This is a genomic window from Paenibacillus sp. P32E (genome assembly GCF_001909085.1).
GTDB classification, from domain to species: Bacteria; Bacillota; Bacilli; order Paenibacillales; family Paenibacillaceae; genus Paenibacillus_AQ; species Paenibacillus_AQ helianthi.
In genome coordinates, this window is the sequence record NZ_LVYY01000076.1 from 146,775 (window position 1) to 162,200 (window position 15,426).

At 51.0% G+C, this 15,426-nt stretch carries 13 protein-coding genes; 12 read left to right on the plus strand and 1 reads right to left on the minus strand.

The genetic code is table 11. The features are described from left to right. The first annotated feature begins 5 nt into the window (after positions 1–5). From coaBC to spoVM, 11 genes are all read left to right on the plus strand, one after another. Positions 6–1,274, plus strand: a complete 1,269-nt coding sequence (gene coaBC, locus A3848_RS29495; RefSeq protein WP_074088687.1) for a bifunctional phosphopantothenoylcysteine decarboxylase/phosphopantothenate--cysteine ligase CoaBC — start codon at positions 6–8, stop codon at positions 1,272–1,274. Then, the gene (gene priA / locus A3848_RS29500) at positions 1,274–3,805 is read left to right on the plus strand and encodes a primosomal protein N' (RefSeq protein WP_074088597.1); all 2,532 of its coding nucleotides are present in this window, start codon (positions 1,274–1,276) and stop codon (positions 3,803–3,805) included. The genes coaBC and priA overlap by 1 nt, the downstream gene beginning before the upstream one ends. 125 nt (positions 3,806–3,930) lie before the next feature. Next, positions 3,931–4,416 (plus strand): peptide deformylase, encoded by a 486-nt coding sequence (gene def / locus A3848_RS29505; protein ID WP_074088598.1) that lies wholly within the window; start codon positions 3,931–3,933, stop codon positions 4,414–4,416. Between the two features lie 5 nt (positions 4,417–4,421). After that, complete coding sequence (gene fmt / locus A3848_RS29510; RefSeq protein WP_074088599.1) at positions 4,422–5,360, plus strand: methionyl-tRNA formyltransferase; 939 nt, start codon at positions 4,422–4,424, stop codon at positions 5,358–5,360. Next, positions 5,357–6,853, plus strand: a complete 1,497-nt coding sequence (gene rsmB / locus A3848_RS29515) for a 16S rRNA (cytosine(967)-C(5))-methyltransferase RsmB (RefSeq protein WP_083606647.1) — start codon at positions 5,357–5,359, stop codon at positions 6,851–6,853. The genes fmt and rsmB overlap by 4 nt, the downstream gene beginning before the upstream one ends. A 195-nt stretch (positions 6,854–7,048) precedes the next feature. After that, positions 7,049–8,089 (plus strand): dual-specificity RNA methyltransferase RlmN, encoded by a 1,041-nt coding sequence (gene rlmN / locus A3848_RS29520; RefSeq protein WP_074088600.1) that lies wholly within the window; start codon positions 7,049–7,051, stop codon positions 8,087–8,089. A gap of 6 nt (positions 8,090–8,095) precedes the next feature. Further along, on the plus strand, positions 8,096–8,872 hold the full coding sequence (locus A3848_RS29525) for a Stp1/IreP family PP2C-type Ser/Thr phosphatase (RefSeq protein WP_074088601.1): 777 nt from the start codon (positions 8,096–8,098) through the stop codon (positions 8,870–8,872). Next, entirely contained in the window at positions 8,869–11,070 is a 2,202-nt protein-coding gene (gene pknB, locus A3848_RS29530; protein WP_074088602.1) for a Stk1 family PASTA domain-containing Ser/Thr kinase, read from the plus strand. Before A3848_RS29525 ends, pknB begins: the two co-directional genes overlap by 4 nt. 123 nt (positions 11,071–11,193) lie before the next feature. After that, positions 11,194–12,099, plus strand: coding sequence for a ribosome small subunit-dependent GTPase A (gene rsgA / locus A3848_RS29535; RefSeq protein ID WP_074088603.1), 906 nt, complete (start codon positions 11,194–11,196; stop codon positions 12,097–12,099). 4 nt (positions 12,100–12,103) lie between these two features. Then, complete coding sequence (rpe, locus tag A3848_RS29540; protein WP_074088604.1) at positions 12,104–12,772, plus strand: ribulose-phosphate 3-epimerase; 669 nt, start codon at positions 12,104–12,106, stop codon at positions 12,770–12,772. Positions 12,773–13,054: 282 nt separating this feature from the next. After that, positions 13,055–13,135, plus strand: a complete 81-nt coding sequence (gene spoVM / locus A3848_RS29545; RefSeq protein ID WP_020431362.1) for a stage V sporulation protein SpoVM — start codon at positions 13,055–13,057, stop codon at positions 13,133–13,135. 101 nt (positions 13,136–13,236) lie between these two features. Here the strand turns inward: spoVM and rpmB are convergent, their stop codons facing one another. Continuing rightward, positions 13,237–13,425, minus strand: a complete 189-nt coding sequence (rpmB, locus tag A3848_RS29550) for a 50S ribosomal protein L28 (protein ID WP_019911441.1) — start codon at positions 13,423–13,425, stop codon at positions 13,237–13,239. Between the two features lie 191 nt (positions 13,426–13,616). Between rpmB and A3848_RS29555 the strand changes: the two genes are divergently transcribed. Next, positions 13,617–15,395, plus strand: coding sequence for a DAK2 domain-containing protein (locus A3848_RS29555; protein WP_074088605.1), 1,779 nt, complete (start codon positions 13,617–13,619; stop codon positions 15,393–15,395). The last annotated feature ends 31 nt before the right edge of the window (positions 15,396–15,426 follow it).

Genomic DNA, 15,426 nt, shown 5'->3' on the forward strand with positions numbered 1-15,426 from the left:
TGGTTATGGACGCTAAGCAAGGGAACAGGGGGGAGATTCAGTTGAAGAGCTTACAGGGCAAAACGATTATATTGGGGATTACCGGTGGAATTGCTGCTTACAAAGGGGCTGCCTTGACCAGCAAGCTTACGCAAAAAGGAGCCACAGTGCATGTGATCATGACGGCCTCGGCCAAGCAGTTCATTACCGAGCTGACGTTGCAGTCTTTGTCCAAGCAGCGTGTTTACAGCGATACCTTTCAGGAGCGTGATCCGTCTTCGATTTCGCATATTGACCTGGCAGATTCCGCCGATCTTATTCTGATCGCACCGGCAACCGCCAATATCATCGCTAAAATGGCACATGGGCTGGCCGATGATATGCTGTCCACCACGCTGCTCGCAGCAACCGCTCCCGTTATGGTGGCACCGGCCATGAATGTACATATGTATCAGCATCCGGCGGTCCTCGATAACATCAATACGCTGTATAAGCGGGGAGTGAAATTTATCGAGCCTGGTGAGGGTCTGCTGGCCTGCGGTTATGTAGGGAAAGGTCGGCTGGAGGAGCCTGAAGCGATAGTGCAGGTGGTGGAGCAATTTTTTGCTCTACAACATGCTGCAGTGAACGGGCCTCTTACCGGGAAAAAAGTCATCATCACCGCTGGCGGTACGATTGAACGGATTGATCCGGTCCGTTATATTACCAATGATTCCTCCGGCAAAATGGGCTTTGCCCTAACCCGTGCTGCACGTGCAATGGGAGCCGAGGTAACGCTTATCGCAGCGCGCACGGATGAAGCACCTCCACAGGATCCGGAGATTCAAGTCGTGAAGGTGGAATCGGCTGCGGAGATGTATGATGCGGTGGTGAGCCGCTGGAAGGATTGCGATCTCTTGATCAAGGCTGCTGCAGTTTCGGATTACCGTCCTCGGCAGAGTGCCGACTCCAAAATCAAGAAGAGCGGAGAAACGTTGACTCTTGAACTGGTGAAGACGACGGATATCCTAGAGAGCCTCGGAAAAACGAAGGATAAGCAATTTTTGATCGGGTTTGCTGCGGAAACAGGCAATGCAGAATTGTATGCCAAGGACAAGCTGGTCCGTAAAAACCTGGATCTGATCGTTGCTAATGATGTCGCGGCTGAAGGTGCGGGGTTTGGGACAGATACCAACATCGTAGCCGTCTATGATGCTAATGGCCTTGTGTTTGATCTTCCACAGGTCTCCAAAGACGAAGTCGCGCGGCAGGTCCTGCAGTTGGCGGCAGCGCGCATTGCCGGAGCAGGATTATAATGGAGATAGCCAAGGTCATTGTCGATGTTCCTGTACGCAGCACTGACCGGCCTTTTGACTATTTGATACCGGACTCGCTTAAGCTGTGGATCGAAGTGGGAAGCCGGGTGGCAGTGCCCTTTGGACACCGTACGGTGCAAGGCTTTGTCGTCTCGCTGGAATCTGGTGAGATTGGTGCAGTATCAGGATTGAAGCCCATTCAGGAAGTGCTGGACTTGCTTCCCCCGCTTTCCCCGGAGTTAGTAGAGCTAGGGGACTGGATGAGCCAAAGATATGCCTGCAGACGTATTTCTGCGCTTCAGGCGATGCTTCCAACAGCTCTCAAAGGTAAAGCCGAACGGCTTATTACGCTTGGTGATGCTGCAGAAGACAGCGGCGGCAGCACGGATGAGCTGTTCCCTTTGTTCCTGGAACTGGATCAGGAGGAGAGCCGGATTACTGAATTTGTGGGACGACATGGAGAAGTCTCTATGAAGCTTCTGACAAAGACCTTTCCTCAGGCTGCAGAAACGGTGAAGTTTATGCTCCGCCGCGGTGTATTGGCTGAGAGTCAGTCGATTAAGGATAAGATGGGCAAGAAGAAGCTGAAGGCAGTCGATCTCGCCATTGGACTCTCCGCAGCCCGTGAATCAATGGCCGGATTTTCGGCGCGTTCAGCCCGCCAAAAAGAAGTATTGTCCTTTTTGATCGAGATGGAAGCCTTGCTGCCCATGCCGATGAAGGATGTATTGTCGGTTCTGCAGGTCACAGCCGGGACGGTGAAAGCGCTGGAGGATAAGGGGTTCATTGAGATCACTGAGATTGAAGTATACCGTGATCCTTACCAGGGGCGTGATTTCAAGCCCAGTGCTCCATTGCCGCTGACTGCCGAGCAGGAAGCGGTATATACGCGTATCGCATCAACCGTCGATGCGCAGCGGCATGAGGTGTTTCTGCTGCATGGGGTAACCGGGAGCGGCAAAACAGAAATTTACCTGCAGTGTATCCAGCGCTGTGTGGATCAGGGCCGTCAGGCTGTGGTCCTGGTTCCCGAGATTGCATTGACCCCGCAAATGGTCGAGCGGTTCAAGGGCCGCTTCGGAAGCGGAGTGGCTGTGATGCACAGCCGGCTGTCTGTCGGTGAACGATACGATGAATGGCGTAAAATCCGTGAAGGCAAAGCAACGGTGGCGGTAGGCGCCCGTTCCGCAGTTTTTGCTCCGTTCGTGAATCTGGGTCTCATCATCATGGATGAAGAACATGAATCCTCCTATAAGCAGGAGGAGAATCCGAAATACCATGCCCGTGATGTTGCGGTCCGCAGAGCAGAACAGGGTGGAGCTGCAGTGATTCTCGGCTCCGCGACTCCTTCTCTAGAGAGCTATCATGCGGCCCGCTCCCAGAGCGATATTCATTTTTCGCCGGTTCTCCTTCACATGCCGAGCCGTGCACTCGGCAATGAATTGCCTAAGGTGCATGTGACTGACATGCGGGAGGAGCTTAAGGAAGGAAATCGTTCGATGTTCAGCCGCCGGCTCCATGCCGCTCTGGAGAGCAGGCTGGAACGTGGGGAACAGACGGTGCTTCTTCTGAACCGCAGGGGGTTTTCCACCTTTGTGATGTGCCGCAGCTGCGGGTATGTGGCTGGCTGTCCCGAGTGTGATATTTCCTTGACCTACCACAGCCGCAGCGATAACCTCCGCTGCCATTACTGCGGTCATGCTGAACCTGCCCCTAAGCTTTGTCCGGAATGCGGAAGCGAGCATATCCGCTTCTTTGGTACAGGGACCCAGCGGGTGGAAGAGGAGCTGGGGAAGTTGTTCCCGGGTATCCGTGTCATCCGTATGGATGTCGATACAACCACAGAGAAGGGTTCGCATGAGAAGCTGTTGAACCAGTTCAGGGATAAAAAAGCCGATGTGCTGCTGGGTACGCAAATGGTAGCTAAAGGGCTGGACTTTCCTGATGTTACACTGGTAGGTGTAATCACAGCAGATTCTGCATTGAATTTGCCGGACTTCCGGGCGGCTGAGAAGACCTTTCAGCTGCTGACGCAGGTCGCCGGGAGAGCGGGACGCCACCAGCTTCCCGGCGAAGTAGTAGTGCAGTCGTATACACCGGAGCACTATTCCATAGTGCATGCCAGCGGACATGATTATCACTCCTTTGTGCGGGAAGAGCTGAAACACCGCCGGGAGCTGCATTATCCGCCGTATTGCCGTCTGATTCTTGTTACGCTCTCCCACGAACAGCTTCCCGTACTGCTGCGGATGGCAGAGAATTATGCGCTGAACCTGCAGGGAAAGGCTCGCCAGCTACGTTGGTTCGGCAGTCTGGATAAGCTGTCAACCGATGCGCTCGATTTACTTGGACCTGTCGCTTCTCCGCTGCCCCGGCTAAAAGGCAGATACAGATTTCAATGCATTATCAAGTGGCGCGGCTCCATTGATGCGATCGGACTGGCCCGACAGGTGGCAGAAGAACTTGAGGATTCGGTAAGAGATACAGGACTTCAAATCAGCCTGGATGTAGATCCGCAGATGTTGATGTAATCATCAGGCATGTTACAATAGGTACGCATTGCAGAGAATTCTTAAATGCGAATATAGAGCTGAAGCGAGCTTAGATTGATTAGAATTAGATATACTATAGAAATGTTCAAGGACGGTGTGTTTGTATGGCTATAAGGCTGATCGTGAAAGAACCGGATGAAGTGTTGCACAAGTCGGCAAAGACAGTGACGAAAATAACCCCGAATGTTCAAAAACTGCTGGATGACATGGCGGATACCATGTATGACGCGGAGGGTGTTGGACTGGCTGCCCCGCAGGTTGGCATTTTGAAACGTCTTATCGTAGTAGATGCCGATGAAGAACATGGATTGATCCAGCTGATCAACCCGGAAATTGTCAGCATGGAAGGAGAACAATTCGGACCGGAAGGCTGCCTGAGCATACCGGGTTTAAATGGGGATGTGCGCCGTGCAGAGACCGTGACTGTTCGCGGACTTGACCGTGAAGGCAATGAGGTAACAATCACTGGGAGCGGCTTGCTGGCCCGGGCGTTTCAGCATGAGATTGATCATCTTAACGGGGTGCTGTTCACGGATATTGCCGAGAAGGTGTATGAGTATATAGCTGAACACAGCGAAACTGAGGAGTGAAGGATATGAAGATAGTGTTCATGGGAACTCCGGCTTTTGCGGTGCCTTCTCTGCAAATGCTGCTGGAGCAGGGCTATGAGGTTGTCGCAGTTGTCACCCAGCCGGATCGCCCGCAGGGACGTAAAAAGACACTGACGCCTTCTCCGGTGAAGGAAGCGGCTCTGGCTCTGGGGCTGCCGGTTCTGCAGCCTGAGCGGATGCGGCGTCCTGAGGCCGTGGCTGAACTGGCAACCTATGAGCCGGATCTGATTGTTACGGCAGCGTACGGACAGATTTTGCCTAAATCGGTGCTGGATCTTCCAAAGTTCGGTTGTGTGAACGTCCATGGTTCGCTGCTGCCGAAATACCGGGGCGGTGCTCCAATTCAGCGCTGTATTATTAATGGGGAAAAGGTTACCGGCGTTACTCTGATGTATATGGCAGAAGGCCTCGATACTGGTGATATGATCTCGCGCGTAGAGGTTCCCATTGAAGATACGGACACCTCGGGAACTTTGTTTGAAAAGCTTAGTCTCGCCGGATGTGAGCTTCTCATGAACGAAATGCCAAGGCTTATCGTTGGCCGCGTGCAGGCAACTCCTCAGGATGATAGTGAAGCTACCTACGCTCCAAATCTCAGCAGAGATGATGAACGGATTGACTGGAATGCGAATTCGTTTGATATCTATAACCGTATTCGCGGGTTGGTGCCGTTCTCTGGTGCTTTTACACTTTGGAACGGAGAAACATTCAAGATATGGGCTGCGCATAAACCTGACGGGAACAGTGTTAATAATCAAGCAGTACCAGGTACGGTGTTTGCGGTGAGTGACGACGGAGTTGAAGTGGCAACTGGTGATGGTAGTCTGCTGCTTACCTCAGTTCAACCGGCAGGTAAAAAAGCCATGACTGCAGCTGACTTTAGCCGCGGTGCTGTGATGAAGCCCGGGACGGTGCTGGGTTGAGCGCGGGTAATGGCGGCACGGACCGCAAAGGACCACAAGGGAAGCTTGACGGCGGTAACGGAGAGGCAAGACCAGCACGAAGCAGCAAAGGGAAAGGAAGCAACGGCAGGAATTCCCGGTCAGGTGCTCCGGGTACCCGGGCAGCCGATTCTGCCCGGGAAGTGGCGCTCGATATTCTTGTCCGTGTGGAGCAACAAGGAGCTTACAGTAATCTGCTGCTGAACAGCAGCTTGCAGAAGTCCACGCTTGGCCGTGAAGATACAGGACTGGCAACGGAGCTCGTATATGGCAGTATCTCACGGCTAATTACCTTAGACTATGTACTTAATGGCTTCGTAAGCAAAGGCATAGCCAAGCTCGAGCCTTGGGTCCGCAATTTGCTGCGTCTAAGCTTGTATCAGATCATGTATCTGGACCGTGTCCCGTCCCATGCAGCTGTCAACGAAGCGGTAAATATCGCTAAGAAACGCGGTCATCAAGGGATATCAGGAATGGTGAACGGGGTACTTCGCAGCGTGCTGCGTGCCGGAGAGCTTCCGGTTTTGCCAGGGAATCTAAGCCGCGAAGAACGCATTTCCGTACTTCATTCCCATCCTTTGTGGATGGTAAAACAATGGGCTGCACAGTATGGGCTGGATGCCGCTGAAGCGATGTGTGCCGCGAATAATGAACCTCCAGCGTCCAGTGTTCGCGTGAATCTTACGATGATTTCCCGTGATGCTCTGCTTGCGCAAATGGTTGAGGCAGGACTGGAAGCTTCTCCTTCCCAGCTTAGCCCTTATGGCATTATTATCAAGGGCGGCGGCAATCTTGCGCTCAGTTCCTGGTACCGCGATGGCTATTTGTCGGTACAGGATGAGAGTTCAATGCTGGTAGCTGAGGCAGTTGCACCTGGACCCGGCATGAGAGTGCTTGACTGCTGCGCCGCTCCTGGCGGCAAAAGCGCCCATATGGCTGAGCTGATGAAGGACGAGGGGTTCATTTATGCAAACGATCTGCATCCGCACAAAGCACAGCTGATTGAAGATCAGGCCAAGCGGCTTGGACTCGATAGCATTGGTACTGGCAGCAGTGATGCACTTCAGCTTGGGCAGAAGTTTGAGCCGGAATCATTTGACCGCATTCTGCTGGATGCACCTTGCTCCGGACTTGGAGTGATCCGCCGCAAACCGGATCTCAAATGGCGCAAACAGCCGCAGGATGTATCCAGTGTGGCTGCACTGCAGGCAGAGTTGCTGCAATCCGTATCAGGATTATTGAAGCCCGGAGGGATTCTGGTCTACAGCACCTGTACAACAGAACAGGCAGAGAACAGCAGAATTGTAGCTGAGTTTCTTAAAAATAACCCCGGCTTTAGTTCTGTAACCTTTGACTCCCCTGTATGGGAAAGAGTCGGGGGGACCGCGCTATCCGAGGGAGAAGGAATTCAGCTGCTTCCTCAGCATTACGGCAGTGATGGTTTCTTCATTTCCCGGCTGCAAAGACTCTTGTAAAATAGCAGTTCCGTAAGACATTTTCCGGTCTCCCGCCCGCTGGTCTTTATGCGTGGCGGGCTTTTCTTTTACCGTCTCTGAATTTTGTGTTAAAATAGGAAGAATGAGAAATAATACGCATATCATTAAAAAGAATGGTTTGGTGCGTATTCTGATGAATTTCTATATCTTAAGAAAGTACAGGTGCTGAATCTAATGAAACCTTTAATATATGATTTTTCTCTGGAAGAGTTGCAGCAGTGGGCCAAGGATAACGGAGAGCCCGCTTTTCGCGGCGGCCAGATTTTTGACTGGCTGTACGTCAAACGTGTGAATGATTTTGAATCCATGAGCAACTTGTCCAAGGCACTGCGCGGGAAGTTGGAAGAACAATTCCGCATCACAGCTCTGACAGAGATCACGAAGCTGGAGTCCAAGGATGGTACTGTGAAATTCCTCTTTGGACTGCATGATGACCATGCGATAGAGACTGTTATTATGAAACACAATTATGGCAACAGCGTGTGTGTAACGACGCAGGTTGGCTGCCGGATAGGGTGTACATTCTGCGCCTCTACACTTGGTGGTCTTAAACGCGATCTGACCGCAGGCGAAATTGTGGCCCAGGTCGTCCGCTCCCAGCAGATTTTGGATAGCCGCGGTGAGCGGGTCAGCAGCATTGTCATCATGGGAACTGGTGAACCTTTTGAGAATTATGACGCTACTATGCGGTTCCTGCGTCTGATGATCCATGAGAAAGGCCTGAATATTGGACAACGGCACATCACAGTTTCTACCAGCGGGATCGTGCCTAATATATATAAGTTTGCAGACGAAGATACCCAGATCAATCTGGCCATTTCGATACATGCACCCAATGATACACTTCGGTCCAAGCTGATGCCGGTTAACCGGCGCTACCCCTTTGATGATGTAATTGAGTCCCTGCGGTATTATCAGGCTAAGACAGGCCGCCGGATCAGCTTTGAATATGCATTGATTGGCGGTGTTAATGACCAGAAGGAGCATGCAGAGGAGCTTGCAGGAGTGCTGAAGACTATGCTTTGTCACGTGAATCTGATTCCCGTGAATCATGTGCCTGAACGCAAATATGTAAGGACTTCTCGCAATGATATATTTGAATTTCAACGTATTTTGGCTGACCACGGTGTTAATGTAACCATCCGCCGTGAGCAGGGCCATGATATAGCGGCCGCATGCGGACAGCTGCGCGCCAAACATATGGAGTTGGGGTGAGGATATTTGATCAGAACAGTTCATGCCAGCGACATTGGCCGGGTACGTACCGTCAATGAGGATTCAGTCTGGATCGGCGTGACACGCAGCGGTTATACCCTCGGCATTATTGCCGATGGAATGGGCGGACACTTGGCTGGCGACACTGCGAGCCGTCTTGCTCTGGAGACAATAAAGAATGCCCTGGACGGGCTTCAGCCTGATCTTCCGGAGGAAGAACTTCAGGGTGCGCTCACTGCTGCCATCTATGAGGCCAACAGTGCAGTCCACAATGAGGCTTCCAGCGATGAGAAGTACCATAACATGGGCACGACTGTCGTTGTTGTTCTTCTGAAGGGTCCGACCGGATATATCGGCCATATCGGGGACAGCAGAGCCTATTTAATTAAGGATGGAGCAGCCGTGCAGTTAACCGATGATCATACGCTGGTCAATGAGCTGTTCAAGAACGGCCAGATCAGCCTCGAAGAACTCGACAATCATCCGCGCAGAAATGTTCTGACCAGGGCGCTGGGAACGGATGCCGAGGTTACGGCTGATCTTGCACCTGTTCATCTGTCACAAGGGGAACTTTTGCTTCTGTGCAGTGACGGCCTGAGCAATTTCGTCAGCCAGGAGCATCTGGGCAAAGTGGCAGGAATTCATGAAATATCCCTGGAAGAAAGAGCGGACCGTTTACTTCAGCTGGCTTTGCTTGCCGGCGGTGGCGATAACATTAGCGTCGCTATGCTAGAACATCAAGGAGTGGCCGCTGTGCCCGAAACAAAGGAGTGGGATAAATGATCGGTCACGAATTGGGCGGCCGTTACCAAGTTATCGAACGGATTGGAGGAGGAGGAATGGCGCTCGTCTATAGAGCCCATGATATCCTGCTTAACCGGAACGTAGCGATCAAAGTTTTACGAAACCAGTTTGTACATGACGAGGAATTCATCCGCCGTTTCCGGCGGGAGGCGCAATCTGCTGCATCCTTGTCTCATCCGAATGTGGTCAGTATCTATGATGTAGGACAAGAAGATGAAATTCATTATATTGTTATGGAATATGTAGAAGGCAAGAACCTGAATGAGATTATTAAAGAACGTGCCCCGCTCCAGGTAGATGAATCTATCCGTATAGCATCTCAGATATGCGACGCGCTGGACCATGCGCACCAGAATCAGATTATCCATAGGGATATTAAGCCCCACAACATTCTGATCGGCCGCAATGGACGAGTTAAAGTTACGGATTTTGGAATTGCCCGGGCAGTTACGTCCACTACTATAACCCAGACAGGCTCTGTAGTCGGATCGGTGCATTATTTCTCGCCAGAGCACGCCAAAGGGGTAGCGACGGGGGAGAAGTCCGATCTGTATTCCTTAGGGATTGTCCTTTACCAGATGCTTACCGGAGTACTACCTTTTTTGGGCGAAAGCCCGATCAGCGTAGCTTTGAAGCATTTGCAAGAGGAGTTTGAAGAACCCCGGCTTCTGAATCCGCTGATTCCGCAAAGCGTGGAGAATGTTATTTTAAGGTCTATGCGCAAGAATCCGGAGGAGCGGTATCAGTCCGCCAAAGAAATGCTAAAGGACTTGGAAACCTGTCTGCTGCCGGAACGGCGAAGCGAATCCAAGGCTCAGTTCCATGATGAAGAGGATGAGGACAGAACCCGTGTTATTCCGGCGATCCGGCCGATGCAGCGGGGGCTTAACAGCCGTGGTGGCGGAGAAGACCGGATGAGGCGTGATGAAGAAGAAGAAATGCCGCGAAGCTCCGCCAAACGGAAACGGGGACGTCCAGTGCTCTGGATCAGCCTTACTTTACTGCTTCTGCTCGCAATGGGTGGCCTGGTCTGGTATGTGAACGACAAGTTCGACGTCGGTGAAGTGGCGGTTCCTACGGTGACTGACATGTCCTTTGAAGCAGCCAAAGCGGAGCTCGCCAAGGTAGGGCTTACCGCAGAAGAACCACCAGCAGAAGCATATAATGCAAATAAAGAACCCGGTATTGTATGGAAGCAAAGTAAAGAGCCGGATACCATGGTCAAAGAGGGCACTTCTATAGCTCTTACCGTAAGTATTGCCAAGGAGCTGCCTGCGATGATCGATTTAACGGGCAAACCTAAAGAGGATGCAGAAAAGCTGCTGATCGCAGAAGGTGTGGAACAGAGCCGGATTACAGAGGATCCACGCTTTAGCGCGGACTTTGCTGAAGGGCAGGTCATAAGCACAGAGCCGGCCACGGGTAGTCCTTACGATCCTGAGACAGCAACGATCAAACTGATTGTCAGCCAGGGACAAGAGACAACACCTATACCAGATCTCAAAGGTCATACCAAGGAAGATGCGCAGGCTATGCTGGAGGCAGCCGGTCTTGTACTTGGTGAAGTTAAAGAGGAATCCAGCTTCTCTGACGAAAAAGGTATAGTCATAAACCAATGGCCTTATGAAAAAGGGGATACAGCTTCACCGGGTGAGAAGATCAATATTACGGTAAGCACAGGTTACCCTCCAGAAGCCTTGGAATATACGTTCAAAGTGCCGGTAGCCCCTTCGGTCGAAGGTAAAAAGACTAAAATCCGCATTATTTATGCTGATGCCCGCAAGGATGGCGAGAACCAGGAATGGGGAACCCGAACAATAGCCAAAAGCCAGAATCTGTCGGTGAATTTATTGCTTGCTCCCAATAAGGACGGCTCTATCTCTGTCTACCAGGATGGTGACTTCATCGCAACCTACACGATTAAATATTCAGACGCCAAAAACGGAACCGTACCTGATCCGGAACCACCGGTTCAGCATACGCCTGAGCCGACTCAGGCCCCAACAGACGTCCCGGCTTCTGCCGATCCGACGGTAGAACCGGAGATTTTGCCTCCTTCTACCGGAGATGGCAACACTGGTGCAGGGAATCAGACCGGATTGACGACAGATAATGCCGGCAATGTACAGACAACTTCGAACAAAGACAAAGTTAAGGATAAGGGAAAAAGCAAATAAATGGATATAAGCTGCAGCAGTACAGAAGGAATTCTTGAGCTGCTGCAGCTGGCAGAATGACCCGGGAGCTTTTAGCAGACTTGGGTCATTTGTGCAATATCAGGAGAGGACGGCTCATGATGTATGCCTGAAGGAATTATAATCAAAGCATTAAGCGGTTATTATTACGTTAAGCCGCTCCGTGAAGGATTGATTGCTACTGAGGAAGAGGCTGTGCAATGCAGGGGGCGGGGAATCCTCAAGAAGAAAGGGATTGCTCCGCTTGTAGGAGACCGGATTAAATATGTTCTGACCGAAAATGGGGAAGGCATGGTCGATGAGCTGCTTCCAAGGGAGTCCGAGCTGATCCGTCCGCAGGTAGCCAATGTCAAACTGGCGGTGCTTCTATTCTCCGTACGCGAGCCGGACATGAACCTGAATCTCCTCGATAAATTTCTGGTTCACATTGAGCACTCCGGTCTGGAGACCCTCATTGTGCTGACGAAGCAGGATCTGGCTGACGATGAGGGAGAAGCCACAGCGCTTGTCAAAGCGCTGTACGAGCGCATAGGTTACGAAGTGATGGTCACCAGTTCGCTTACTGGCTCCGGCAGCGATGAGCTGCGGAACCGTCTGGCTGGAATGATCAGTGTCTTCTCCGGTCAGTCGGGTGTTGGTAAGTCTACACTGCTGAACCGCCTTGTCCCTGGCCTTGAACTCGAAACGGGAGAGATCAGTCTTCGATTAGGCCGAGGACGCCATACTACCCGCCATGTGGAGTTGATGGATATCGGCAACGGCGGTTTTGTAGCTGATACACCCGGCTTCAGCCAGTTGGATTTTCTGGAACTGGGCGTGGAGGAGTTGTCCACCTGCTTCAGGGAATTTGCTTCGTATGCTGAGAGATGCAAATTCCGCGGCTGCAGCCATCTGCATGAACCGGGCTGCCATGTCATTCAAGCTGTGAATACGGGAGAGATCGCAGGCAGCCGGTATGACCATTACAAGCTGTTTTACAATGAAATGAAAGATAAAAAGCGGAGGTACTAACCCTATGATAACAATCGCACCATCGATACTATCAGCCGATTTTGCCGCACTGGGTGCGGAGGTTGCAGAAGCCGAAGCCAGCGGCGGAGACTGGATTCATGTGGATGTCATGGATGGCCATTTTGTGCCGAATATTACCCTTGGACCCCCGATTGTAAAAGCAGTAAAAGCACACACAACGTTGCCGCTTGATGTCCATTTGATGATTGAGAATCCGGAGCGTTATATCCCTGAGTTTGCAGCCGCTGGAGCAGGCATTATTACAGTGCATGCCGAGGCTTGTGTTCATCTTCACAGAGTAGTGCACCAGATCAAGGAGCTTGGTCTAATGGCTGGTGTGGCGATTAATCCGGGTACACCCGCAGCAGCTGTAAGAGAGGTACTTGAGGATGTAGATATGGTGCTAGTAATGACTGTGAACCCCGGTTTCGGAGGACAATCGTTTATACCGCACACGGTGAAGAAGATCCGCCAGATCCGGGAATGGGCCCGGGAAGTAAATCACACCTCTCTGCGGATTGAAGTAGATGGTGGTATCGCCAAAGAAACCGCTCCGCTCGTTGCTAGAGCAGGTGCGGACGTTTTAGTGGCTGGAAATGCAGTGTTCGGACACAGTGACCGTGCTGCTGCGATCAAGGCCATTCGAGAAGCGGCTGAGGCAGCTCTGCGTTAAACGTAAGTGACACATTTGATCTAATGGTATAGGCCAAGTTACTGACGCATAAATATGGTTACATGAGCAGAAGCCTCATGTAGCCTTTTTTTGAATATTCGAAAGTGTATGTTCCGCTATAACCTTTAACTTTCTATTTTTTGAGAAACAAAAACACCGCCTCTTCCGGAGGACGGCAAAATCGTTTCTTCTTATTCAATAAGGGAGGTCTGCATTCGTTACGTTAGCGGCACGCCAGGAAAGTCTCCTACCGTACGGCATGAATTGATGGGAGGGTTAATGATGAAATTTTACACGTTCAAGCTGCCAAGATTTTTGGGAGGTTTTGTTAAAGCGATTTTGAACACGTTTCAGAAAAGTTGAAGACGGAATAGAAAAGAAAACATGAAAAAAAGCACCTTACATATGTAAAGGGTGCTTTTTGCTTCATATGAGATATCGCTAGGTCTTAGGATAATCCAAGACTAAACGCGTTCAACTTTGCCGGCTTTCAAAGCACGGGTGCTGACGTACACGCGTTTCGGTTTGCCGTTCACGAGGATACGGACCTTCTGAACGTTAACTCCCCAAGAGCGACGGTTGCGGTTGTTCGCATGCGATACATGGTTGCCGCTGCCCGGTTTCTTGCCAGTTACAGTACATTTGCGGGACATAGATTACACCTCCTTGTTACTTACACCTGCGTAAAACAATACTTAAATATAATATCACAGCAAAATTTGCTTCGTCAACCGCTTCAAAAACATTTATTTCTTTTGGCTCTTATAGTACAATATAAATTAGTGTATTATGTCCAGTTAATCATAGAATTGATTAGGCATGAAGTTAGGAAGGGGAATTCTCATTGAGTAAGCGTTCTATAAACGGAACAGATTTTACCGCAATGGTACTCGCCGGAGCGGAGAAGCTGCAGCAGCATGCAGAGCACGTCAATTCCCTGAATGTATTCCCGGTACCAGACGGTGATACGGGAACCAACATGAATTTGACGATGACTGCAGGCTCGAACGAATTGAAGAAAAATAATACCGCCTCCGTTGGCCAATGTGCAGGAGTATTGTCTAAAGGTCTCTTGATGGGCGCACGGGGGAATTCCGGCGTTATTTTGTCACAGCTGTTCAGGGGTCTTGGACGGTATGCAGCCCAATACGATGAATTGAACACGCAGCAGTTCGCAGCAGCGCTGCAGACTGGGGTGGATACAGCCTACAAAGCGGTAGTCAAACCGGTAGAGGGAACGATACTTACAGTTGCCAAGGAAGCTGCCAGACATGCCGTCTACTATGCCCGGCGCACGACGGATGTAACCGAACTGATGACTGAGGTTCTGGCCAAAGCCAAAGAAGCGTTAGCCAATACTCCGGAGCTTTTGCCTGTTCTTAAGCAGGTAGGGGTAGTCGATTCCGGTGGTCAAGGGCTGGTATACATTTATGAGGGCTTCCTTCAACATTTGATGGGAAATGGAAGCACAGCAGCACCCGCTACTGCGCAAGGACAAGCTCCTGCTCCAGCTGCGGCACCGGCAGTGCTGACCAAACATGACAATGTATTGTCCTCCGTGCAGTCCTCTGCACAATCCCAGCTGTCTACGGAAGACATTGAATTTTTATACGACATGGAGTTTTTTATCAACCGGTTGCTCGGGAATTCTATAAAAGCCAATTTTGATGAGGAATCTTTTCGGAAAGCGCTGGCAGTGAATGGTGATTCCATTATCGTCATATCGGATGATGAAACCATCAAGGTGCACGTACATTCCAAGACTCCGGGCGAGGTGCTGAATCTGGCGCTCCAATACGGTGAAATTACGCAAATTCATATCCTTAACATGCGCGAGCAGCACCGTGATCTTCTATCCGCCGGAATGGATATTGCACCTATGCCAGAGGTGTTTGCAGATATTCCTAAGGAAGAGAGCAGTGTGCAGGCCCCTGCGGTTCCACCCGCGGATGATATGGCCCTGTACGGATTCATTGCCGTGTCTTCGGGGGAAGGCATCTCTGATATCTTCAGAAGCCTTGGGGTAGATGCTATTCTATCCGGCGGACAGACGATGAATCCGAGCACCGAGGATTTCGTTAATGCGATCTCATCCATTTCTGCGAAACATATTTACATCCTGCCTAACAACTCGAACATTGTGCTTGCCGCCCAGCAGGCCAAGGAATTGCTCGAAGGCGAACGTGACATTACCGTTATTCCAAGCAAAAGCATCCCGCAGGGAATTGCTGCCGCCTTTGCTTTCCAGGAGGACGATGCGGTGGACACGAATACAAGCAACATGCTGGAAGCAATCTCCCAGGTAAAATCAGGGCAAGTCACCAATGCGGTCCGTGATACGGTGATCGAGGAACTGGAGATCAAATCCGGACAGTATATCGGGATATCCAACTCGAAGATTGTATCCGCTGCCGATGATCTGCTGGAGGCAAGCCAGGCGCTGCTCACAAGCATGCTTGTGAACGGTGATGAGATTGTCACCATTCTGACCGGTGCTGAAGCGGAGGAGAAGGTTACGGAATCACTGGAAAACTGGCTTGAACAAACCTTCCCGCAGGTGGAAGTTGAGGTCCATGAAGGCGGCCAGCCGCTGTATTATTACCTTTTCTCCGTCGAACCGTAGGCCTACACTTACTCCTTATATAGTCTTAAGC